Here is a 21759-nt window from a genome sequence, read left to right as displayed (position 1 = left end):
TCTTGACGGAGACGCGGTCTTGCGCCAAGGTCTTCGACCAACCACGTCGCTCACCAGGAGGGCAGATGTCCGGGGTTACGCGCCGCACGTTCCTACACGCGGCTGGTGCTGCGTCGCTCGTGTCGTATCAGCTCGCGTCAACCACCCTCGACCACGCCGACGCCACGCCGACCGTACCGGCGGCGGACCGGCGCGAACCGGCTGGTACCGAGATCCGCTCGATCGACGGCACCGGCGTCGTGCTGCAGTACGGCGTGGTCGTACCGGCCTTCGACGGTTGGCGCACCGACGAGCCCACCCGCGATTACCGCAGCTTGGACGGCACCTGGCGGTTCCGGTTCGATCCTGACGACGACGGTGAGCGGGCCGGCTGGCACCGGCTCAGCTTCGACGACTCGTCCTGGGACGAGATCACCGTTCCGTCCGCATGGGACCTGTTGGACACGCCGGGTTTCGGCAGCTACGACGGCACCGACTTCGGCCAGGGCACCGCGTTCGCCGACGGCTACGCCTGGTACCGCACGACCGTCCAGGTGCCCGGCCACTGGTCGCGCCGCCACGTCCGACTGAACTTCCTCGCGGTGAACTACCGGGCGGACGTGTGGGTCAACGGACGCTTCGTCGGCACACACGAGGGCGGGCACACACCGTTCTCGATTCCGCTGCACCGCCCGCTGCGCCCGGGCCCGCGCAACGTGATCGCCGTGCGCGTGCACCGCCGCGCCTCGTACGAGGATTACACCCAGGCCAGCCCGGAGGTCACCGACCCGTACGCGATCCCGTGGAAGCCGGTCGACTACTGGCCCTACGCCGGCATCACCCGCTCGGCGTGGCTCGAAGCATCGCCGCAGGTCCATGTCACCAAAGTGCTGCTCGACGCCCGGGACGGCGAACTGGACGCGCGCGCGGTCGTGGAGAACCACACCGACCGGTCGTTCACCGGACAGGTCGTCTTCGACCCCGGGGCCGGCTCCGGCGGCAGCACCCAGACCGTGCCCGTCACGGTCGCCGCAGGCGGCATCGCCGTCGTGCGCGCACGGATCGACATCCCCGATGCGCCGACGTGGACACCCGCCCGGGCGAGGCTACTGACCTGCACGGCCACCCTGCGCGCTGTGCCCGCACCCGTCGTCGATCAGCTCCGCAGCACCTACGGAGTCCGCACCGTCGAGGTCTCCGGCACACAGCTGCTGGTGAACGGCGCGCCGATGTTCTTGAAGGGCGTCAACTGGCATGAGGAGAGCGCCGAGCACGGCCGGTCCATGACCCACGCGGCCTACGAGCGCGAGCTGCGCCACGTCGTCACGATCGGCGCCAACCTGATCCGCAACTCGGTCTACAACCGCGACCCGTACGTCTACGACTGGGCCGACCGCAACGGCGTGCTCGTCATGGACGACACCGACAACATGTGGGTGAACACCGCACAGGAACGCCTGCAGACCGAGGAGTACGGCCTGTCGCGGGCGATGGCTGCGACCATGGCGTGGAACCAGCACAACCATCCGTCGGTGGTGCTGTGGTGCCTGCAGAACGAGTCGGAGATCGACGGTGCGGACGGCGCGGTGTACCGCGCGTGGCTCGCCGACATGAAGGCGGCCGTCAACGCCGTCGATCTCGCCCGGCGCCCGGTGACGTGGGCGTCGTCGACCACGCACGACCCAGCGTTCGACATCGCCGACGTCATCGGCTTCAACGAGTACTTCGGCTACTTCTACGGCGACAACGCCGACCTCGGCCCGGCCATCGACGACGTCCACGCCCGCTACCCCGACCGCCCGATCGTCATCACCGAGAACGGCACGTGGTCGCTTCCGGGCCAGCACGGCCCCGAAACCGAGGAGGGGACCGAGGAATGGCAGGCGGCCAACTTCAGCGCGCATTGGAGCCAGGTCACCGAACGCGCGGACTACGTGGCCGGCTACGTCTACTGGGTGCTGAAGGACTACAAGCAGCGCTGCGGCTACAACCAGGAGTTCAACGGCATCTCCGCCATGGGCATGCTCGGTTTCGACTCCACGACGCGACGGGTGGTCTACGACCGCTTCCGCGACGCCGAACTGCCCTGACGACCCCCATCGCCCTCACGGAAGGCGTACAACACCGATGATCGCCAAGACCACCACCGTTCGCCTGGGGGCCGCTGTGCTCGCGGTCTCGCTCGCTGCGATCACCATCCCGCTCGGCGCAGCAACGGGCGCATCACAGGCCGTGCCTGAGCACACCATCGTCGTGGACGGGCAGGACACCGGACGCACCTTCGACGGCATCGGGGGCGTCAGCGCCGGCGGGTCGTCCCGGCTGCTCGTGGACTACCCGGAGCCCGAACGCAGCCAGATCCTCGACTATCTCTTCCGGCCGGACTACGGCGCCGCCCTCGACATCCTGAAGGTCGAGATCGGCGGCGACGTCGACTCCACGTCCGGCGCCGAAGCCAGTCACATGCGCACCCCCGACGACGTCGACTGTGACCGCGGCTACGAGTGGTGGCTCATGGCCGAGGCCAAGGCCCGTAATCCCGAGATCGCCTTCTACGGCCTGCCGTGGGGCGCTCCCGGATGGTTCGACGACTACTGGTCGCCTGATCGCGCCGAGTACCTGCTGACCTGGCTGGACTGCGCCGAGCAGAACGGCTTCGACATCGCCTACCTCGGTGCGGCCAACGAGAGCGGGTCCGACCGGGACTTCTACGTCCACCTGCGGGCAGCGCTGGACGAGAACGGGCACGAGGACGTCGAGATCGTCGCCACCGACAATCACGCGCCGCCGGACTACTGGTTCGTCGCTGAGGAGATGCGCACCGATCCGGAGTTCGCCGCGGCCGTCGACATCCTCGGCGAGCACGACGTGTGCGTTTGGCGGACCGAGCAGCGCGAATGTCATGTCAGCGAGGCCGCGCTGGAGTCAGGCAAGCCGCTGTGGGACAGCGAGAACAGCACCCAGGACTACGTCGTGGGCGCCAAGCCCCTCGCCCGGGCGATGAACCGGCACTACATCGACGCTCAGGTGACAGGCAACCTCAACTGGGCCCTGGTGTCGGCGTGGTACGACAACTTCCCGATCGGAGGCACCGGCCTGATGCTCGCCGAGAGGCCGTGGTCGGGCTACTACGAGGTGGGGCCGAGCATCTGGGTCGACGCCCACACGACGCAGTTCACCGATCCCGGCTGGCGCTACCTCGACGGCGCGAGCGGCTACAGCCCGGCCGGGGCCAGCTACGTCGGCCTGCGTGCTCCTGATGGCGACGACTACTCCGTGGTCATCGAGACGCTCGACTCCGACTCCGCCGAGACCCTGCGCTTCGACGTCACCGGCGGCCTGTCCGGCGACGACGTCCATGTGTGGTCGACCGACCTGGAGACGCGGACCACCGACGACGACTTCATCGACGCCGGTGCCATCGAGGTCGACGACGGATCGTTCGAGCTGACCGTCGAGCCTGGACACGTCTACACAGTGTCCACCACGACAGGTCAGGCCAAGGGTTCGGCTCGTTCGGCCGCCGACCCCGGCGAGCAGCTACGCGTCCCCTACGCCGAGGACTTCGAGGACGTCCCGGCCGGCGGGCTCGCCCCCTACTTCGCCGACGTCCACGGCGGCTTCGAAGCCGCGCCCTGCACCGGGCGCGACGGTACGTGCTATCGGCAGGTGGTGACCCAGAAGCCGATCTCGTGGCACGCGGTCGATCTCCCGCCGACGACGATGGTCGGCGATCCGCGGTGGTGGGGCGACTACCAGGTGCAGGTGGACGCCTTGCTCGAAGACGAGGGCTTCGTCGAGCTGCTCGGACGGGTCGACAGCCAGCAGCACAACGTGGCCGGATACCGCCTGCGGGTCTCGGACACCGGCGCATGGAGCATCGTCACCCAAGCCCAAGGTGGCGACACCGAACTCGCCTCGGGAACGACCACACCGCTGGGCACCGGCACCTGGCACCGTCTCGGTCTTCGGTTCCGCGGCCACCAGATCACCGCGCTGCTCGACGGCGCGGAACTGGCGACGGTGCAGGACTCCGGGCACACGACCGGGCAAGTCGGGCTGCGAGTGAGCGGTTGGGACCGCGCCCAGTTCGACAACCTGAAAGTGACCCCCACCGGTCACTGGCCCCGGTTCGTGCCGCACTCACAGATGAGCGCCGCGGCGACCAGTGAGCACGCGGACAACGACGCCGGCCACACCTACACCGTCGGCGAGGCCATCGACGACCGGCTCTGGTCGGAGTGGCGCTCGGAGTACGACCCGGTGGCTGCGCTGCCACAGGCCATCACGCTGGACCTCGGCGCCACGGTTCCCGTCCGCGGGCTGGCCTACACACCCGCGGTCACGCAGGCTGCCGGCGCCATCACCAGCTACAACGTCTACGCCAGCAAGAACGGTGACGACTACGACCTCATCGCCAGCGGACACTGGGAGGCGACCCGAGCCACCAAGACCGCACCGCTGCAGCGACCCCACCTGGCCCGGTTCGTCCGCCTCGAGGCGACGCAGGTCGCCGGCTGCCCACAGGCGGCCCTGGTGACCGAGCTCAACGTGTCGACCACGCCGCTGGCCGCCCTGGGCCACGGCACGGCGACGCCGGATCCGGAGCCGGAGTTCCCCCACCTCGTGCCGCAAACGGAGATGACGGCGACCGCCACCAGTGAGCAGGCCGGCTACGAGGCGGCCAAGGCGATCGACGGCAACTGCGGAACGATGTGGCATCAGTCGTGGAGCCCGTACACGCCGCCGCCGCAGTCGATCACGCTCGACCTGGGCGACACGTACGACACCACAGCCCTGACGTATCAGCCGCGCCAGGACGGCAACGGCAACGGGGTCGTGGTCGGGTACGAGATCGCGGTCAGCGCCGACGGCGAGTCGTTCACCGACGTCGCGGCCGGCGAGTGGGCCGGTGACGCGACCACCAAGTACGACGAGTGGGCCGCTACGCCCGCTAGGTACGTGCGGCTGACCGCCCTTGAAGGCGTCAACGGGCACCTGTCAGCTGCGGAGATCAACATCGCCCACATCCCCTGACCCGCCACTTCCCTCCTCGCGCTTTGATAGATATCATTGGTATCTACCAAGGCGCGGGGAGGGTTCATGTCGCTGGACACAGCAGAGACCGGCGTGGCACGAGTGTTCATGCACGGTCGTAGCCAGGCGGTCCGGTTGCCCCGCCAGTTCCGCTTCGACACCGACCGCGTCCGTGTGCGGCGGGTGGGTTACGGCGTGCTCCTCGAACCGATGATCACCGATGTCGACGATTGGCTCGACGCCCTCGACCGCTACTCCGAGGTCGACTTCATGCCCGAGGGGCGCGACCAACCCCCGATGCTGACCGATGACGACAAGCTCTTCCCGTGACCCAGAGCGTGGTCATCGACACCAACGTCGCCATCGCGGTCTTGCGCGACAAGCCGCGCGCGGTTCGCCGGCGCTACCGCGAGTCGGTGCGCGACGGCATGGACGTGTGGATGTCGACGATCAGCCTGTTCGAACTCTGGTACGGAGTCGCGCGCAGTTCGCACGTCCAATTGAACACTGAACGGCTGCGCACGTTCCTCGCCGGACCAATCAACGTCGCCGGCTTCACCAGCACCGATGCAGCCAACGCCGGGGAGCTGCGCGCCCAGCTGACGGCCACCGGCACCCCGGTCGGGCCGTACGACCTGCTCATCGGCGCCCAGGCGATGCGCCTCGGCGGCCGTTTGGTCACCGCGAACGGCCGCGAGTTCGAACGGGTGCCCGGTCTCGTTGTCGAAGACTGGACGGTCGCCACCAACACTTGACACGCCACCTATGTGCGTGAAGACTAACCGTTCGTGGAGACTAACCGAGTTGATGGCTGGGACGCGCTGGGAGACCGGACCCGGCGCGCGATCATCGACCAGCTAGCCGAACGACCGCAGGCGGTCAATGAGCTCGCGGCTGCGTTGCCCGTGGGCCGTCCTGCGGTGTCACAACATCTGAAGGTCCTCAAGGAGGCCGGGCTCGTCGACGACGAACCGGACGGCACCCGGCGGATCTACCGGCTCAATCCCGAAGCAGTCGGCGCCCTGCGCGATCAGCTCGACCAGTACTGGAACCGCGCACTCGCGTCCTACCGGGACGCCGTCGAATCACCACGCGACACGTCCCTCGAGGAGAACTCATGACCGAATCCACCGTCGTCCAGCGCACGATCGTCGTCCAAGCCCCGCAGCACGAGGCTTTCCATGTCTTCACCGACCGTTTCGGTGATCTCAAACCGCGCGAACACAACCTGCTGGGCGTGAGCATCGCCGAGACGGTGTTCGAGCCGAAAGTGGGCGGGCACATCTACGACCGCGGCACCGACGGCAGCCTCTGCCGGTGGGCCCGCGTCCTGGCCTACGAGCCGCCACACCGGGTGGTGTTCAGCTGGGACATCGGACCGACGTGGCAGATCGAAACGGACCCGGACAACGCCAGCGAGGTCGAGGTCCGGTTCGTGGCCGAGACGCCCGAGCGCACCCGGGTCGAACTGGAACACCGCAACCTCGACCGGCACGGCCCAGGCTGGGAGTCCGTGCGCGACGGTGTCGGCAACGACGGTGGCTGGCCGCTCTACCTCGACCGGTACGCCGGCCTGCTGCCGGTGAAGAGCTAACCGGCCGACGGCTCCAGGCGGACCCGGGCGATCCAGCCACCCCAGCCGTTGTCGGGCTGACTGTCGCCTACGCGCACGTACAGTTGCTCGGCCTGCTGATCGAGCCCGCTGAGGTCCACCGGGTACTCCTGCCGATTGCTCTGGTCGCGGACGTCCGCAGTCTCCTCCAGGCCGGTCTGCCAGGTTTCACCGTCGGTGGACACCTGCACCAGGAACTGGTTGGCGATCTCCATCGTCAGCTGCCGGTTGCCCACACCGTCCGGTGCCGGGAGCCGGTAGATGACGTAGTTGCCGCCGTCGGTGAACCGGCCGAACCCGTCGTAAGCCGCGAAGCTGCGCTGCGAGCCGCCGTCTTCGAACAGCCACGGCTCCTCGGCAGCGGTGAACGGGGAGAACTCGATGACCTCCCCGATCACCTGGAGGCTCGCGGTGGCCGTGGCGGTTCCGGTGTTGGCCTTCGCTGTGACGTTCAAGGCATAGCCGCCCGGCTCGGCGTCCGGCGGGATCGCGACGTCGACGTCGACGGTCGCGGACTCGCCGGCGTTCAGCCGGCCGAAACGCGCCGGCTCCGGTTCGGGCCAGCCGTCTGGCACCTGCGCCGTGAGCGTCCCGCGGGTCGGGCGCTGGCCGTCGTTGGTCACGGTGACCGTCAACGTCGCGGTCTCCCCTGCCGAGCCGACGGCGTTGGTGACCTCCGCGCTCAGCGGCGCATCGGGCACGTCGTCCGAGGTCAGCAGCTCCACCTCGGCCAACGTCGTCGTCTCGCCGGTGTCGGTGAACTCGATGCGCACATAGCGGTAGCTGCCGGGTTCCTCCAGCGCGAACGGGCGGGTCTGGCGCCGCCATTGGAAGGTCTCGCCCTCCCGCTCGTCCAGCACGGTCCAGGTTTCGCCGTCGTCGGAGCCCTTGACCACCCAGCTGCGCGGGTCTTCGGCGGCGTCGTCAGGTCCGGAGGTCAGGGTGTAGTAGTCGACGTTCGGCACCCGCACGTTGTCGAAGTCGTACTGCAGCCACACCTCGTCCCCAGCGAGCGAGGCCGCCGAGCCCGAGGTGTCGTCGTACAGCGCCGTCACATCGGTGTCGCCACCGGCCGTGGCGGTCCCGCGGCCGGCGCCAGTGGCGTCTTGCCTCGGCTGGGGCGGCTGCTCACCGTCGGTGATCGACGGCAGCACCGCGTCCGCGCCGGTGGCCCAGTCCGATGGCTCCGGACCCATGTCGAACGTCAGCACGGCCCCGTCGGCCAGGTCGGCATGCGAGATGTAGGTCTTGTCGTGCGGCTCGCCGTCGACGGTCAGGCCCTGCACGTAGACGTTCTCAGCGCTGTTGTCCGGCGCCTCGACGACCAGGTCCGCACCGTTGTCCAGGTGCACCGTGGCCTTGGTGAACAGCGGTGACCCGATGGCGTAGTTCTCGCTGCCCACCTGCAGCGGGTACAGGCCCAGCGCGGCGAAGATGTACCACGCCGACGTCTCGCCGTTGTCCTCGTCGCCGGCGTAGCCCTGGCCGATCTCGCTGCCGACGTACATCCGCGAGAGCACTTCACGGGTGATCTCCTGGGTCTTCCACGGCTGCTGGGTGTAGAGGTACATCCACGGGATGTGGTGCGACACCTGGTTGCTGAAGCCCCACTGCCCCATCCGGATGTCGCGGGCCTCGCGGATCTCGTGAATGACCCCGTTGTACGAGCCGGGGAACATGCCCGTCTCGGGCGTGGCGAAGAACTCGTCCAGCTTGTCCGCCAGCGCCTGCCGCCCGCCGTACAGGTTGGCCAGGCCCTGCCCGTCCTGCGGGACGTGGAAGGCGAAGTTCCAGCCGTTGGTCTCGGTGTAATCGTGGTCGTGGCCCCACACCAGGGGGTCGTAGTCCTCCGGTGTCGACTTCCACGTGCCGTCGGCGGCCCGGCCTTGGAAGAAGCCGATGGCCGGGTCGAACATGTGGACGTAGTTCTGCGCCCGGCCGCGGAAGTACTCGGCTTCCTCGAGGTAACGTTCCCGCTGCTCCGCGGTCGTGTCCGGCTGCTCGGCCATCGCCTCGGCCTGGTTGGCGATACCGAAGTCGTTGACGTAGCCCTCCAGCGCCCACGACACGCCCTCCGAGACCGCCGACGGTGTGAAGCCGCGGAACAGCGAGGTCTGCAGGCCCTTGCGCCCGACGCTGGGGTTGTCGGGGTCCTCGCCTGGCGGCGCGACGGTCGCGTTCTTCACTGCGGCGGCGTAGGTGTCCACCGGGTCGATGCCCGGGACCGCCTTGACGAACGCGTCGGCGAAGGACACGTCCGAACTGGTGCCGGTCATCAGGTTCGCATAGCCCGGCGACGACCACCGGGAGACCCAGCCGCCGTCGCGGTACTGCTGGACGAACCCATCCACCATCTCGCCGGCCTTCTGCGGGGTGAGCAGCGAGTACGCCGACCACGTGGTGCGGTAGGTGTCCCAGAACCCGTTGTTGACGTAGACCTTCCCGTCGACGACGTCGGCGCCGGTCTCCTCCGGACCACTCGGTGGGGTGCCGGTGGACGACTGCACGGCGTGGCGGTAGTGCGGGTCGTCGGCGGTCCCGACGTTCTCATGCGCGGAGTTGGGATAGAGAAACAACCGGTACAGGCCGGAGTAGAGCGTAGTCAGTTGGTCCGCACTCGCGCCCTCGACCTCGATGACACCGAGCTCGTGGTCCCACAGCTGCTGGGCACGCTCGCGCACGTCGGCGAACGTGTCGTCCGGTGCGATCTCCAGCTCCAGGTTGTGCCGCGCCTGGTCGATACTGATCAGCGACGTCGCGATCCGCATCGTCACCTGCTTGTCAGCGCTGGTGTCGAACTCGAGGTGGCCGAAGACGTCCGGGCGGGTATCGCCCGCGGGCTTCTCGGCGGCCACGACGGGCTGGTCGACGGTGGCGTAGACGTACATCCGGGTCGCGCCGTTGGACAGCCCGCTGCGCACGTCGGAGTAGCCCGTGATCACGCCGTTCTCGGCGTCCAGCGTGAGCCCGCCGTCGTTCTCGACGTTGTCGAACATCAGGTACGAGGTGTCGTCGGTGAAGGTGAACCGGAACATCGCCGCGTGGTCGGTGGGCGCGATCTCCGTTTCGATGCCGTTGTCGAACGTGACGCCGTAGTAGTGCGGCTTGGCGGTCTCGTTCTCGTGCCGGAACGCCAGCTCCCGCGCGTCGCGGTCGGTGGTCGGAGGTGCTGCCGACGGCATGACCTGGAACGTCTGCCGGTCGCCCATCCACGGGCTGGGTTCGTGGCTGACCGTGAACGCCTCGATCTCGGGCAGATTGTCGGCGTTGTTGCCCTGCTGGTACTGGTACAGCCAACTGGTCGAACCGGCGTCGGTCATCGGGACCCAGAAGTTGAACCCGTGCGGGACGGCGGTGGCCGGGATGTTGTTGCCGCGCGAGAACCCGCCGCTGGAGTTCGTGCCGCGGGTGGTGATGACGTAGTCGCTGAGCCGCTGCACCGGCTCGTCGGCGGCCGGCGGGCCGATGCGGATGTCGTCCACCCAGCCGTTGAACAACGACGGGCCGTTCGAGGCGTCGTAGCCGACCAGGATGCGGTCGATGGTCTTGCCCTCGGCGACCTCGCCGACGACGGCGGACTTGCGGTTCCACTGGTCCGGCCACAGCGAGTCCGAGGCGCCCTGGTCGTGCGGATTCAGCGTGAAGCCGTGGTGGTCGTCGGCCGCGAGCTCGCTGAGGTAGGTCCCGTCGGTGAAGGCGAGGTCGACGGCGGCGTGCGTGCTCGGGTAGTTCAGGTCGTTGTCGGTGAACTCGGGGAACAGCACGTACGACAGCTCGGTGTCGGCCTGGACGGGGATGTCGACGTCGAACACCTTGTTGTAGGCGTACCCGCGCTCGTCGGAGGTCTGCCCGCCGGAGTATTTCAGCGAGCGCACCCCGGTCCAGCCGACGTTCGGGCGGGTCGTCCAGCCGTCGACCGGGCCGTCGGTGACGAAGGTGAGCATGTCGGTCGGCGGTGGTGGCGTGGTGTCGCCGTCGGAGAGTTGCAGCTCGGCCAGTTGGACGATGTCGGCACCGCTGTTGGCGGTGATGTCGAGGCGGTACCAGAGGTAGGCGGTGTCGTTGTCGATGCGGTACTCGTTGGTCTGATTCCGCTCGGCGAAGTCGGCGTCGGTGCGCGTGTCCAGAGTCGTCCAGGTCTCACCGTCTACCGAGCCTTGCAGCACCCAGTCTCGGGGATCGCGCTCGGGCTCGTCGTCAGCGGAGGTCAGCGCGTAGTGGACCACGGCGACCGGTGCCTCGAGGCGGACTTCCACCCAAGCGGTCGACTCGAAGACGAGCCACTTGGTGCCGGTGTTGCCGTCGACCACGCTCTCCTTGGCCTCGTTCGGCGGGTTCTCGCCGCTGGCCCGGACCTCGACCACCTGGTCGGTGACGTTGCCGGGAATTCCGGTCGGCGGGTCGCCGGTGACTCCGGACATCCGCTCGTTGCCCTCGGCGTCGACCTCGACGGTGTTCTCCCAGTTCGGTTGCGGCTGCCCCTGCTCGAACGAGGTGTAGAAGTCCGCCGTCGGATCCACGGGGTAATCCGGCAGGGACCTGCGCTGCGGGGTCTCGTCGGGCGGATCGGAGTCCGGCGTGGGGGTCGGTGTCGCCGGCGCGGTGGGCGGCACCGAGGGCGTGGCGTCGGTGGCTGCGGCCGGAAGACCAGCGGCCCCCGCGAACAGAACGCCCGCGAGCATCGCCGCGAGCGTCAGCCGACGTGCAGATCCGAATCGGTCCGAACGGTGCATCAAACCCCTCCGCCGACGTCACGCGTGCGATGGCAACGTTGTCACATGTGCCCGCTTGTCTATCGGGCGGACGCACTGGGCGTCAAGAGGTGGGTCAAGCAGTGGCTGGCGGGATCTCGCCGGAGCCGCGGGGGATCAATCGGGTGGGGATCTCGATCGTGTGAGCCTGGCTCCGGTCGCCGCCGAGGCGCTGGAACAACAGGTCGGCTGCCGATCGGCCCAACACCGCGGCGTCTTGGGCCACTACCGTCACTCCGGGCTCGAGCAGGTCGGCCAGTTCGAAATCGTCGAACCCGACCAACGCCGTGCGCCGGTCACCGCGCGCGGCCAGTTCTCGCAGCACGGCCACGGTCGTGCGGTTGTTGCCGGTGAACACCGCCGTCGCGGGCTCCGGGCCGTCGAGCATGCGCTGTAGCCCGGCATGCACGAACTCGGGGTCGGCCCGTCCCCTGGCGACCAGCGCGGGATCGTAGGGCAGGCCCGCGTCGGCGAGCGCGCGGCGATAGCCCTGCTCGCGCTCGACGGCGGTGAAGATCTTCTCTGCGTCGCCGAGGTAGCCGATGCGACGGTGCCCCTGCTGGATCAGGTGGGCGACGCCCTGCCGCGCCCCGTCGACATTGGCGCTGAGCACGACGTCGGCGTCGATGCCCTGCACTGGACGGTCCACGAACACCACGCTGATACCGGCCGCCACGTCGGGCGCGAGATAGCTGTGGTCGCCACCGGTCGGCACGATGATCACGCCGTCCACCCGGCCCGCGCACAACGCCTGCACCAGTTGTCGCTCCTGCTCCGGGTCTTCTTCGGACGAGGCGGTGAACAACAGGTGCCCGTTGGCACGCGCCGTACGCTCGACGGCGCGGGTCAGGACGGAGTAGAAGGGATCGGCCACGTCTCCGAGCACCAACCCGACACACGCGGTCCGGCCACGGCGCAGGACCCGGGCGCCCTCGTGCGGGCGGAAGCCGAGTTCCTCGATGGCCGTCAGCACCTTCTTCAGCATCGCGGGGCTGACTCTGGGCTCGCCGTTGACCACCCGCGAGACGGTCTTCAATCCGACGCCGGCATGGCGGGCCACATCGTTCATCGTCGGCCGGCCGGTACCCCCGTTCACGCCGACAACGTTATCAGCGCCTATGACCTCGCTGTTCGTCAGAACAGCGCGCTGGCCAGCGCCGCTCGCGCCTTCACGACGCGGGGATCGGTGGCACCGACGACCTCGAACAGCTCCACGACGCGGGCACGAACCCGCTCGCGGTCGTCGTCTGCGACCCTGCGTACCGTCGCGATGAGCCGGTCGAAGGCAGCCTCGACCTGACCCGCGGCCAGGTCGAGGTCAGCGACCTGCAGCTGGGCATCCACGTCGGTCGGGTCGGCGTCGGCCGCGGATCGAGCCGCAGCTTCGTCGATGCCGCTCGTGCGGCGCAGCAGCTCCACCTGAGCCAAGCCCGCCTTCGCCTCGGCGTCACCCGGGGATTCGGCCAGCACGGCCTGGTAGGCCTCCGCCGCTCGATCGAAGTCGCCGGCGTTGATGGCCTCGTAGGCTGCCTCGAACCGCGGGTCGACGGGCGGCTCCTCCTCCGCCGCGGACTCCTCACCGCCAGGTGGCGGACCCACCGGCTCGGCGCGCCCCGCGACCCCGTTGGCCACGGCCATCTGCAGGAGCTGGTCGATCACCTGACGCGCTTGCGCCTCGGGAACCGCGCCTTGGAACAGCGGAACGACCTGCCCGCGCAGGACGGCCATCACGGTGGGGATGCTCTGCACCTGAGCGGCCTGCGCGATGGCCTGGTTGGCATCGACGTCGATCTTGGCCAACACGAAGCGGCCGTCGTACTCGGCCGCCAGTTTCTCGAGAATCGGCGAGAGCGTCTTGCACGGCTCGCACCACGTCGCCCAGAAGTCGATGACCACGGGCACCGACATGGACCGGTTGATGACCTCGGTCTGGAAGGTGGCCTCGGTGACGTCGACGGCAAAGCCGCCGCCACCGCGCGCGGTAGCACTACCCCCGTCGGCTCCGGGGCCACCGGTGTTCAGTGCGGACAGGTCGACAGCGCCAGGACGGCTGAAACTCTGCGAGCTCATGTGCTCCATCTTCCCTCGCACAACCGGGCCGATGCCAGGCGGGTGGGGAGCTTCAGCCCCAGTGGAGGTCGGTCCAATACTTGGTGTCGAAGCCGCGTCCGCGCGGCGACGGCGCGAAATCCTGCATCGAGTTGGTGAAGACCTGGTGGTGGGAACCACCGACGTCGAAGAACACGCCGTGGCTGTAGTCGGAAGTGCGGCGGCGCAATACGAACCCATGGACCAGGAGCACGAGCACCATGGTGACCAGCAGAGCCGGCACGATCAACATCACCACAGCATAGCCGGTCAGAACCGGGCCGGTTCGGCGTAAGCACCCCATTCGTCGCGTAGGGCGCCGCAGATCTCACCCAGCGTCGCCTCGGCCCGGACAGCATCGAGCATGGCCGGAATGATGTTCTCGTCGGTGCGAGCAACCTCGACCATGGCCGCCAACGCCGCGCGCACGGCCGCGTCGTCCCGCGCCTCGCGTCGGGCTGCCAGCTCTCGACGCTGCGCACGCTCGACCTCATGCGACACCCGCAGGATGTCGAGCTCGCCGGCGACCGTTTCGGTGTGGACGTTGACCCCGACCACCCGCTTGTCGCCCTTCTCGAGGCTCTGCTGGTACCGGAAGGCCGACTCGGCGATCTCGCCGGTGAACCAGCCGTCCTCGATACCGCGCAGGATCCCCGACGTCATCGACGACCCGTCGCCCATCTCGCGGATCCGTTCGAAGATCGCCTCGGCTTCGGCCTCGATGCGATCGGTCAGCGCCTCGACGTACCACGACCCACCGAGCGGATCGGCGACGTTGGCCACCCCGGTCTCTTCCATGAGCACCTGCTGGGTGCGCAGCGCGGTCTCGGCGGCAGCCTCGGTGGGCAGCGCGAGCACTTCGTCGAGGGCGTTGGTGTGCAGCGAGTTCGTGCCGCCGAGGACGGCCGACAGCGCCTCGATGGCCGTACGGACGACGTTGTTGTAGGGCTGCTGACCGGTCAGCGAGACCCCGGCGGTCTGGGTGTGGAACCGCAGCCACTGGGCCCGCTCGGTGGCTGCGCCGTAGACGTCGCGCATCCATCGCGCCCAGATCCGCCGGGCTGCGCGGAACTTGGCGATCTCTTCGAAAAAGTCGATGTGGGCGTCGAAGAAGAACGACAGCCCGGGCGCGAAGACGTCGACGTCCAAGCCGCGTGACTGGCCGAGCTCCACGTAGCCGAACCCGTCGACCAGGGTGAACGCCAATTCCTGCGCCGCCGTCGCGCCGGCCTCGCGAATGTGGTAGCCCGACACCGACAGCGGCTTGTATTTCGGGACGCAATCCACTGTGTATTCCAAGAGATCGCCGATGAGGCGCAGGTGCGGCTCCGGGGCGAACAGCCACTCCTTCTGCGCGATGTACTCCTTGAAGATGTCGGTCTGCAGCGTGCCGTCCAGCGACCCGACCGACGCGCCCTGCCGCTCGGCGGCCACCACGTACATGCAGAAGATGGGCACGGCCGGCCCGCTGATGGTCATGGAGGTGGTGACCTCGTCGAGCCGGATGCCGGAGAACAGCACGTCCATGTCCGCCGCAGAGTCGATGGCCACCCCGCAATGCCCCACCTCGCCGAGGCTGCGTTCGTCGTCGGAGTCGCGGCCCATCAGGGTGGGCATGTCGAACGCCACCGAAAGGCCGCCACCGCCGGATCGTAGGATCATCTTGTAGCGCTCGTTGGTCTGCTCGGCGGTACCGAACCCGGCGAACTGGCGAATGGTCCAAGCCCGGCCCCGGTAGCCGGTCGTGTACAGCCCGCGGGTGAACGGGTACTCGCCGGGCCAGCCGATGCGCTCGAAACGCGGGTCGTCAGCACCGGGCGGCGGCCCGTACACCGCGTCCACCTCGGCGCCGGACAACGTCGTGAAGTCGGCGTCACGTACCCGCCCGGCGGCCACCGCCTCGTCCAGGCGCGCCTGCCAGCGCCGTCGGCCTTCCTCGATCTGCTGCGCGTCCATGGCACCCCTTGTGGCCGGATCGACTTACTTGGACGTCCAAGTAATTCCATCCTACGCGCCCAGGTGGCAGGATCAGGTGCCGTGCATGTCACCGCCCGCGCCGACTACGCCGTGCGAGCCGTCGTCCAGCTCGCCTCGATCCAGCCCGCCACCGCCACCCGGCATCAATTGGCCGAGGCCCAAGACATTCCAGGGAAGTTCCTCGAGACCATCCTCGGCGACCTGCGGCGTGCCGGCCTGCTGGAGGCACAGCGCGGCGCGGCCGGTGGTTACCGGCTGACCCGGCCGCCGGAGCAGATTCTGCTCGCCGACATCGTCCGCGCGGCCGAAGGCCCGCTCGCCGCCGTTCGCGGCCAGCCGCCCGAAGACACGACGTATCCCGGCCCGGCCCGCCCGCTGACCCAGGTGTGGGTGGCCGTGCGGGCGAGCCTGCGCGAGGTGCTCGAGACCGTCACCGTCGCCGACATCCTGACCGGCGAACTGCCCGAACATGTCAGTGATCTACTGGCACGGCCCGATTCGTGGTCCCGTCGCTGACGGCCACCTGGCCCTGGCGCCGGCCGGCCACAGCCGCACCCACCCCTGCCGCGAGCAAGGCACCGGCGATCCACAGGCTCAGGACCAGCACGGGCCCGCCGGCTCCGGCGCCGTCGAAGTAGGCCACCGAGCGCAACAGCCTCCCACCCGCGCCCGGTGGAAGCGCCTGACCCAGCGCGCCCCAACCCGACGGCAGCATCTCCGGTGCGGAGGTCACCCCGGACAGCGGATTGCCCACCAGCATGATGACCAAGCCGGCCAGCCCGAGCCCGGCCCGCCCGACGAGTGCCTGCAAACCGAGCACCGTGAACGACACCGCGGCGATCGCCAGCGCGAAGGCTCCGGCCTCGGCCCACCAGGAGCCGTCGAGCACGCCCAGCCATGAGTGCATGACCAGCGCGGCCACGGCGCCGCCTCCGGCGGCGGCCAACGTGGCGCCATAGAACCGCCGGCGTAGCCCGGTGACGGCCAGCGCCATGACGAAGCCGACCGCCAGCCCGCCCATGACCATTGGCAACGCGCCACCGTTGAAGCCACTGCCCCGGGGGTCGTCGGCGGGCAGGGGCACCACGTCCTCGACACCCGACGCCGCCTCGCCCGTCGCCATCTGGTCGGCGATGCTTTGCAGCATGCTGGCCACGGCCGGGGATGCCGCCGTGGCGGTGAGGATCCGCGGCGGGCCGGTCGAGTCGACCACCACGGCCCCGTAGGCGCGGTTGTCCACGATGACCTGGCGGGCCGCATCGGCGTCGGCCACCGCCTCGACCTCGAAGGCTCCTGGAGCGGTCTCGTCCAATTGGGCCTGCACCGCCGCCACCGTCGCAGCGGGCCCAGCGACGACCAGCGGCACGTCGCGCGGCTCGATCTGTGAATTCGGCCAGACGAACGCCGTGATCAACAAGCCGATCAGGACGGATACGCCGGCTGCGACTCCCATGACTCTACGCATGATGTCTCCTATAAAACGAACGCTCCTTCTTTATATTTGGCCAGCACCCCTCTGTCAAGAACGGCTGTCCGTTTTATGATGGGTGTATGCCCCGAGTCTCACCCGAACATCTCGCTGCCCGCCGCCAGCAGATCGTGGACGCCGCGTGGCGATGCTTCGCCCGGCAGGGGTTCCACGCCACGTCCATGCAGGACGTCTTCGCTGAATCAGGCCTGTCGGCCGGCGCTGTCTACCGGTACTTCCCCAGCAAGGCCGATCTCGCCCGGACCATCGCCCAGAACATCCTGGGCGGCCTGTCACAGCGGTTCGACCAGATCACCGACGACGGGCACGTGCCCGACCCCGAGACGGCGATCCGCGCCATCCTGCGCTTCATCGACGATCTGGCCGGCACCGGCGACTTCGACCGTACCCGCGTCGCGCTGCACATCTGGGCCGAGTCCCTGCACGATGCCGAGATGCAGGAGATGGTGCAAGGCATCGCACGCGAGATCCGCGGGAAGTTGGCTCAGGTCGTCGACGCCTGGAAGACCACCGGCGACATCGCCGCGGAGTCGTCGTCCGAGGACGTCGCCATCGTGGTGTACGGCATTCTGATCGGCTACATCACCCAACGGCACATCGTCGGCGATGTGGACCCGGACCACTACACCGCCGGCCTGCTCGCGCTGCTCGGGCGCTCAGTCCCGGAAGTCACCGGCCGCGACGCGTAGCCGGCGCAGCAGCTCGACGATCTGCGCGCGTTCGCCGTCATCCAGTGCGCGCAGGCCGAACTCGGCGTCCATCAACTCCGCCGTCACATGTTTGACGGCGTCGCGTCCGGAGTCGCTGATCCGCGCGAGCGTGCCGCGCCCGTCACGCGGGTTGGGCTCGCGGGTGACGAAGCCAGCCGCTTCGAGGCGCTGGATCGTGTTGGTCACGCTGGTGGGATGCACCATGAGTCGCTCGCCGATCTTGGCCATCGGCAACGCACCGGTGCGACTGAAACTCAACAGGACCAGCGCCTCGTACCGCGCGAACGTCAGTCCGTACGGGCGGCAGATGCGATCGAACTCGCCGATGAGCAACTGTTGCACCCGCATGATCGACGTGGCGGCGGCCATGGCGCCGGAGTCGCCGAACCGCTCGCTCCAGATCGATGCCGCGCGAGCGATCGGGTCGAAGTCGAGGTCAAGGGGGTCAGCCACGTCGACCGACCTTAGTAAACACCTTGGCGCCGCCGCGCCGTGACCGGCCCTGGGCTGCGTGGATGGTCGGGGCGCCGCGGGTTCTTCTTCGGCTCCGACTCCTCGTCACCCGACGACGACGCGGCGCCGGTCATCTCCCGGCGCAGCGCGTGGATCACGCGCGCGACGTCAGCCGGGCGCGGAATGTAGTGGATCTCGCGCAGGCCCTGCTCTTGAGCCGCGTTCTCCAACACCATGTGGCCGCTGTGGAACGGGCGCAGCCACCACGGCCGCACGACGGTGACGTCGAGCAGCCGCACGATCTCCATCTCGGCCTCGTTCAGCGAGAACAGCCCCCAGACGCGGAACACGCGGGAGTCGGTGACCACGAACCGGTCGCGAGCGATGTACAAGGAGCGGATCAAGGCATAGCCGAACAGACCCACTGCGGCGGCGAAGGGCAGCCACGCCACGCGGGCAGCCACGAACGGCGTGAGGATCAGCATGACCAGCCCGCCCAGGGTCGCCGCTGCGGGCAGGGCGTACAGGATGGCGCTGTGCTTGCACTCCGCGACGATCTCCTCGCCGGCGACCAACTTGCGCCGGACCAGGCGGTGCCCGAACCACGAGGTGAAGTTGCGCCAGAACAGGCGGATCAGGCCGTCTTCGGCCACTCGATCCAGCCAACGGACGAATCCGTCGGTGAGGCCGTCGAGAGCTTTCCGAGGCGACCACATGTCGGCCCCGTCAGAACAACTCGGTGAAGAACGTGATGATCGACTCGAAGAAGTCGGCGAAAGCGTCGCCGATGTTGCCCAGCACGTCGGCCAGGCCTTCCGGCTCGGTGAGCACGAAGTACACCAGGAATGCGATGCCGAGGATGATCAGCGCCTTCTTCACTGCCTCATCCTCTCGCACGTCGGTCGGTCGGCAGGCGAACCACACGCCCGCCTGAAGAACTCTTTGTACCTCAGATCACGCTCGGCTCCGGAGTGCCACGCCGAATGCCGACATGATGATCGAAACGCTACCGCATGGCCGCCGTGATGGTATCGGCCGCGACGTAAGGGTCCTGTTCGCCAGCGAGGACACTGCGGGCGAGCTCGTCGAGACGCTCGTCGCCATGCAGGTCCGCGATCGCCCGGCGCAGGTCGGCGATCGCGATGGCCTGGATCTCGTCGCGGACTCTGCGTACCCGGCGCTGTTGCGCCGTGCCGCTGTCGACGGCCCAGGCACGGTGCGCCTCGATGGCCGCCACGAGCTCGTCGATGCCTTCGCCCCGCGAGGCCACCGTGGTCAGGATCGGCTGGCGCCAGTCACCCGGTGCACGCTCGGTCATTCGGACGGTGGCGCGCAGGTCGCGGACGACGGCGTCGGCGCCGTCCCGGTCGGCCTTGTTCACGACGAAGATGTCGCCCACCTCGAGGATGCCGGCCTTGGCCGCCTGGATGCCGTCACCCATGCCGGGTGCCAGCAAGACGACGGTCGTGTCGGCCAACCCGGCCACGTCCACCTCGGACTGCCCCACGCCGACGGTCTCGACGAGCACGACGTCGCAGCCGGCGGCATCGAGGATGCGGACCGCCTGAGGGGTCGCCCAGGCCAGGCCGCCCAGGTGCCCGCGGGTGGCCATCGACCGGATGAACACGTCGTCGTCGGTGGCGTGGTCCTGCATCCGCACCCGGTCGCCCAGCAACGCGCCTCCGGTGAACGGCGACGTGGGGTCGACAGCCAGGACGCCCACCCGGAGACCTTGGGCCCGGAACGCCGTCACCAAGGCCGACGTGGAGGTGGACTTGCCGACCCCCGGAGCGCCGGTCAACCCGATGACCAGCGCGGAGCCGGCGTGCGGGATCAGCGCGGCCATCACCTCACGCAGCAGCGGGGAGGCGTCTTCGACCATCGACACCAGCCGGGCGATGGCCCGGCGGTCAGCGTCGACGGCCCTCGCAACGAGTTCGTCGACCGTCACGGGACGCGCAGGACGAGTGCGTCGCCCTGACCGCCCCCACCGCACAGGCCCGCCGCGCCGACCCCGCCCCCGCGACGACGCAGTTCCAGAGCCAGGTGCAGCACGAGCCGGGCCCCGGACATCCCGATGGGATGGCCCAGCGCGATGGCGCCGCCGTTGACGTTCACCCGGTCCGCGTCCGCGCCGAGCTCGCGCATGGCCGTGATGCCCACCGCGGCGAAGGCCTCGTTGATCTCGATCAGGTCGAGCCGGCCCGGGTCGAGCTCGTCCTTCGCGCAGGCCGCCCGGATCGCCGCTGCGGGCTGGCTCTGCAGCGTGGAGTCCGGGCCCGCGACCACGCCGTGGGCACCGATCGAGGCCAGCGCCTCGATGCCGAGCTCGGCGGCCTTGGCCTCGCTCATGACGACCATCGCGCAGGCACCGTCGGAGATCGGCGACGACGAACCGGCGGTGATGGTGCCGTCGTCACTGAACGTGGGGCGCAGCCGGCCCAGCGCCTCGACCGTGGTGTCGGGGCGGATCCCCTCGTCCTGGGCGAAGCGCACGGGCTCGCCGCGCCGCTGGGGCACCTCGACCGGAACCACCTCGTCGGCGAACAGGTCGTTCTTCCAGGCCGCGGCGGCACGCTGGTGCGAGCGCGCCGCGAACTCGTCCTGCTCCTGGCGGGTCAGGGAGTTCGCCGACTCCGTCAGCGCCCCCATGGCCTGGTCGGTGAACACGTCGTACAGCCCGTCGTAGGTCATGGAGTCGATCATGGTGATGTCGCCTGCCTTGTGCCCGCGCCGCGCGCCGGGAAGCAGGTGCGGCGCGTTGGTCATGGACTCCATGCCGCCGGCGACGACGACGTCGAACTCCCCGGCCCGGATCAGCTGGGCGGCCAGGGCGACCGCGTCGATACCCGACAGGCAGACCTTGTTGACCGTCAGCGCCGGCACCGTCATCGGCAGGCCAGCCTTCACCGCGGCCTGTCGCGCGGGCATCTGGCCGCAGCCGGCTTGCAGGACCTGGCCCATGATCACGTAGTCGACCTGGTCGGCCCGCACGCCGGAGCGCTCGAGGGCGCCGCGGATGGCCAGGCCGCCGAGATCGGTGGCCGAGAATCCGGACAGCGATCCGAGCAGCTTGCCGATGGGTGTTCGCGCTCCGGCAGCGATGACGGGCATGGCACCTCCAGTGACGTGGTAGTTCAACGGTAGTCCCGGCTCACGGCAACTGAACCAACTCCACCAGCACGCCCCCAGCGTCCTTCGGATGCACGAAGTTGACCAGGGAGCCGGAGGTACCCCGGCGAGCATGATCGTAGAGCACGCGCATGCCGCGCTCGCGCAAGGTGGCCGCTGCTCGCTCGACGTCGTCGACCCGGTAGGCGACCTGCTGCACCCCCGGCCCGTGCCGGTCGAGGAATCCGGCCAGCGGTGAGTCCGGGCGCAGCGGCGCGAGCAGTTGCAGCATCGGGCCGGTGTCGCCGGGAGCGACGCGCAGCATCGCCTCACGGACACCCTGTTCGTCGTTGACCTCTTCGTGGACCGGCTCCATCCCGAAGACCTCGCGATACCACGCGATGGCGGCGTCGAGGTCGGCGACGGCGATCCCCACGTGGTCGATGGTCGTGAACAGCGCCATGCCCCGCAGCGTACGTGGCGCGCCCGATACGATCGGCAAAAGATATCGACGGATGTGTCCCAAGCGGGTGGTGGGTTCGCATTTCGGCA

General features: G+C 68.9%; 20 protein-coding genes and 1 pseudogene. 8 read left to right on the top strand and 13 right to left on the bottom strand.

The window, feature by feature from the left end; genetic code table 11:
• Positions 1 to 65: 65 nt before the first annotated feature.
• The 6 genes from M6444_RS14640 to M6444_RS14615 all read left to right on the top strand — a co-directional run bounded on the left by M6444_RS14640 (position 66) and on the right by M6444_RS14615 (position 6610).
• Complete coding sequence (locus M6444_RS14640) at positions 66 to 2069, top strand: glycoside hydrolase family 2 TIM barrel-domain containing protein (RefSeq protein ID WP_298328799.1); 2004 nt, start codon at positions 66 to 68, stop codon at positions 2067 to 2069.
• A gap of 37 nt (positions 2070 to 2106) precedes the next feature.
• Positions 2107 to 5016, top strand: a complete 2910-nt coding sequence (locus tag M6444_RS14635) for a discoidin domain-containing protein (RefSeq protein ID WP_298328796.1) — start codon at positions 2107 to 2109, stop codon at positions 5014 to 5016.
• Positions 5017 to 5082: 66 nt separating this feature from the next.
• Positions 5083 to 5346 (top strand): type II toxin-antitoxin system VapB family antitoxin, encoded by a 264-nt coding sequence (gene vapB / locus M6444_RS14630; protein ID WP_298328793.1) that lies wholly within the window; start codon positions 5083 to 5085, stop codon positions 5344 to 5346.
• Positions 5343 to 5771, top strand: coding sequence for a type II toxin-antitoxin system VapC family toxin (locus M6444_RS14625; protein WP_298328790.1), 429 nt, complete (start codon positions 5343 to 5345; stop codon positions 5769 to 5771). The genes vapB and M6444_RS14625 overlap by 4 nt, the downstream gene beginning before the upstream one ends.
• A gap of 33 nt (positions 5772 to 5804) precedes the next feature.
• Positions 5805 to 6137, top strand: coding sequence for a metalloregulator ArsR/SmtB family transcription factor (locus M6444_RS14620; RefSeq protein ID WP_298328788.1), 333 nt, complete (start codon positions 5805 to 5807; stop codon positions 6135 to 6137).
• The gene (locus tag M6444_RS14615; RefSeq protein WP_298328785.1) at positions 6134 to 6610 is read left to right on the top strand and encodes an SRPBCC family protein; all 477 of its coding nucleotides are present in this window, start codon (positions 6134 to 6136) and stop codon (positions 6608 to 6610) included. The genes M6444_RS14620 and M6444_RS14615 overlap by 4 nt, the downstream gene beginning before the upstream one ends.
• Here the strand turns inward: M6444_RS14615 and M6444_RS23025 are convergent.
• The 6 genes and pseudogenes from M6444_RS23025 to M6444_RS14590 all read right to left on the bottom strand — a co-directional run bounded on the left by M6444_RS23025 (position 6607) and on the right by M6444_RS14590 (position 15423).
• On the bottom strand, positions 6607 to 7329 hold the full coding sequence (locus M6444_RS23025; protein WP_363326380.1) for an NEW3 domain-containing protein: 723 nt from the start codon (positions 7327 to 7329) through the stop codon (positions 6607 to 6609). The genes M6444_RS14615 and M6444_RS23025 overlap by 4 nt on opposite strands.
• Before the next feature lie 12 nt (positions 7330 to 7341).
• Positions 7342 to 11361 (bottom strand): annotated as a pseudogene (locus M6444_RS14610) (GH92 family glycosyl hydrolase); the annotation flags it as partial.
• 94 nt (positions 11362 to 11455) lie between these two features.
• Entirely contained in the window at positions 11456 to 12448 is a 993-nt protein-coding gene (locus M6444_RS14605) for a LacI family DNA-binding transcriptional regulator (protein ID WP_363326379.1), read from the bottom strand.
• Positions 12449 to 12513: 65 nt separating this feature from the next.
• The gene (gene trxA, locus M6444_RS14600; RefSeq protein ID WP_298328777.1) at positions 12514 to 13449 is read right to left on the bottom strand and encodes a thioredoxin; all 936 of its coding nucleotides are present in this window, start codon (positions 13447 to 13449) and stop codon (positions 12514 to 12516) included.
• A 52-nt stretch (positions 13450 to 13501) separates the two neighbouring features.
• The gene (locus tag M6444_RS14595; RefSeq protein WP_298328775.1) at positions 13502 to 13720 is read right to left on the bottom strand and encodes a hypothetical protein; all 219 of its coding nucleotides are present in this window, start codon (positions 13718 to 13720) and stop codon (positions 13502 to 13504) included.
• A 17-nt stretch (positions 13721 to 13737) separates the two neighbouring features.
• Positions 13738 to 15423, bottom strand: a complete 1686-nt coding sequence (locus M6444_RS14590; RefSeq protein WP_298328771.1) for a methylmalonyl-CoA mutase family protein — start codon at positions 15421 to 15423, stop codon at positions 13738 to 13740.
• An 81-nt stretch (positions 15424 to 15504) separates the two neighbouring features.
• Between M6444_RS14590 and M6444_RS14585 the strand changes: the two genes are divergently transcribed.
• Positions 15505 to 15960 carry an Rrf2 family transcriptional regulator gene (locus M6444_RS14585; protein ID WP_298328769.1) on the top strand — a complete coding sequence of 152 codons (456 nt, stop codon included), beginning with the start codon at positions 15505 to 15507 and terminating at the stop codon, positions 15958 to 15960.
• Here the strand turns inward: M6444_RS14585 and M6444_RS14580 are convergent.
• Complete coding sequence (locus M6444_RS14580) at positions 15917 to 16909, bottom strand: hypothetical protein (RefSeq protein ID WP_298328766.1); 993 nt, start codon at positions 16907 to 16909, stop codon at positions 15917 to 15919. The genes M6444_RS14585 and M6444_RS14580 overlap by 44 nt on opposite strands.
• Positions 16910 to 16995: 86 nt before the next feature.
• Between M6444_RS14580 and M6444_RS14575 the strand changes: the two genes are divergently transcribed.
• Positions 16996 to 17622 (top strand): TetR/AcrR family transcriptional regulator, encoded by a 627-nt coding sequence (locus M6444_RS14575; RefSeq protein ID WP_298328763.1) that lies wholly within the window; start codon positions 16996 to 16998, stop codon positions 17620 to 17622.
• Here the strand turns inward: M6444_RS14575 and M6444_RS14570 are convergent.
• The 6 genes from M6444_RS14570 to mce form a co-directional block, all read right to left on the bottom strand.
• Positions 17590 to 18096 carry a MarR family transcriptional regulator gene (locus M6444_RS14570; protein ID WP_298328761.1) on the bottom strand — a complete coding sequence of 169 codons (507 nt, stop codon included), beginning with the start codon at positions 18094 to 18096 and terminating at the stop codon, positions 17590 to 17592. The genes M6444_RS14575 and M6444_RS14570 overlap by 33 nt on opposite strands.
• Before the next feature lie 11 nt (positions 18097 to 18107).
• Positions 18108 to 18812 (bottom strand): PH domain-containing protein, encoded by a 705-nt coding sequence (locus M6444_RS14565; RefSeq protein ID WP_298328759.1) that lies wholly within the window; start codon positions 18810 to 18812, stop codon positions 18108 to 18110.
• 10 nt (positions 18813 to 18822) lie between these two features.
• Positions 18823 to 18975 carry a hypothetical protein gene (locus M6444_RS14560; RefSeq protein ID WP_298328757.1) on the bottom strand — a complete coding sequence of 51 codons (153 nt, stop codon included), beginning with the start codon at positions 18973 to 18975 and terminating at the stop codon, positions 18823 to 18825.
• Between the two features lie 127 nt (positions 18976 to 19102).
• A complete protein-coding gene (meaB, locus tag M6444_RS14555; RefSeq protein ID WP_298328753.1) occupies positions 19103 to 20047 on the bottom strand; it encodes a methylmalonyl Co-A mutase-associated GTPase MeaB in 945 nt (314 codons plus the stop codon).
• Entirely contained in the window at positions 20044 to 21210 is a 1167-nt protein-coding gene (locus tag M6444_RS14550; RefSeq protein ID WP_298328750.1) for an acetyl-CoA C-acetyltransferase, read from the bottom strand. Before M6444_RS14550 ends, meaB begins: the two co-directional genes overlap by 4 nt.
• Positions 21211 to 21250: 40 nt before the next feature.
• On the bottom strand, positions 21251 to 21670 hold the full coding sequence (gene mce, locus M6444_RS14545; RefSeq protein ID WP_298328747.1) for a methylmalonyl-CoA epimerase: 420 nt from the start codon (positions 21668 to 21670) through the stop codon (positions 21251 to 21253).
• Positions 21671 to 21759: the final 89 nt, after the last annotated feature.

Origin of the sequence: Haloactinopolyspora sp. (assembly GCF_027324685.1) — a bacterium.
Taxonomy (GTDB): Bacteria; Actinomycetota; Actinomycetes; order Jiangellales; family Jiangellaceae; genus Haloactinopolyspora.
This window is presented reverse-complemented; position numbering and strand designations above follow the sequence as displayed.

Excerpts from the sequence above, each read along its gene's own strand:
- M6444_RS14640 (WP_298328799.1), top strand. The coding sequence starts at position 66 with ATGTCCGGGGTTACGCGCCGCACGTTCCTACACGCGGCTGGTGCTGCG.
- M6444_RS14635 (WP_298328796.1), top strand. The coding sequence starts at position 2,107 with ATGATCGCCAAGACCACCACCGTTCGCCTGGGGGCCGCTGTGCTCGCG.
- vapB (WP_298328793.1), top strand. The coding sequence starts at position 5,083 with ATGTCGCTGGACACAGCAGAGACCGGCGTGGCACGAGTGTTCATGCAC.
- M6444_RS14615 (WP_298328785.1), top strand. The coding sequence starts at position 6,134 with ATGACCGAATCCACCGTCGTCCAGCGCACGATCGTCGTCCAAGCCCCG.
- M6444_RS14605 (WP_363326379.1), bottom strand. The coding sequence starts at position 12,448 with ATGAACGATGTGGCCCGCCATGCCGGCGTCGGATTGAAGACCGTCTCG.
- trxA (WP_298328777.1), bottom strand. The coding sequence starts at position 13,449 with ATGAGCTCGCAGAGTTTCAGCCGTCCTGGCGCTGTCGACCTGTCCGCA.
- M6444_RS14595 (WP_298328775.1), bottom strand. The coding sequence starts at position 13,720 with ATGTTGATCGTGCCGGCTCTGCTGGTCACCATGGTGCTCGTGCTCCTG.
- M6444_RS14590 (WP_298328771.1), bottom strand. The coding sequence starts at position 15,423 with ATGGACGCGCAGCAGATCGAGGAAGGCCGACGGCGCTGGCAGGCGCGC.
- M6444_RS14580 (WP_298328766.1), bottom strand. The coding sequence starts at position 16,909 with ATGCGTAGAGTCATGGGAGTCGCAGCCGGCGTATCCGTCCTGATCGGC.
- M6444_RS14575 (WP_298328763.1), top strand. The coding sequence starts at position 16,996 with ATGCCCCGAGTCTCACCCGAACATCTCGCTGCCCGCCGCCAGCAGATC.
- M6444_RS14565 (WP_298328759.1), bottom strand. The coding sequence starts at position 18,812 with ATGTGGTCGCCTCGGAAAGCTCTCGACGGCCTCACCGACGGATTCGTC.
- M6444_RS14550 (WP_298328750.1), bottom strand. The coding sequence starts at position 21,210 with ATGCCCGTCATCGCTGCCGGAGCGCGAACACCCATCGGCAAGCTGCTC.
- mce (WP_298328747.1), bottom strand. The coding sequence starts at position 21,670 with ATGGCGCTGTTCACGACCATCGACCACGTGGGGATCGCCGTCGCCGAC.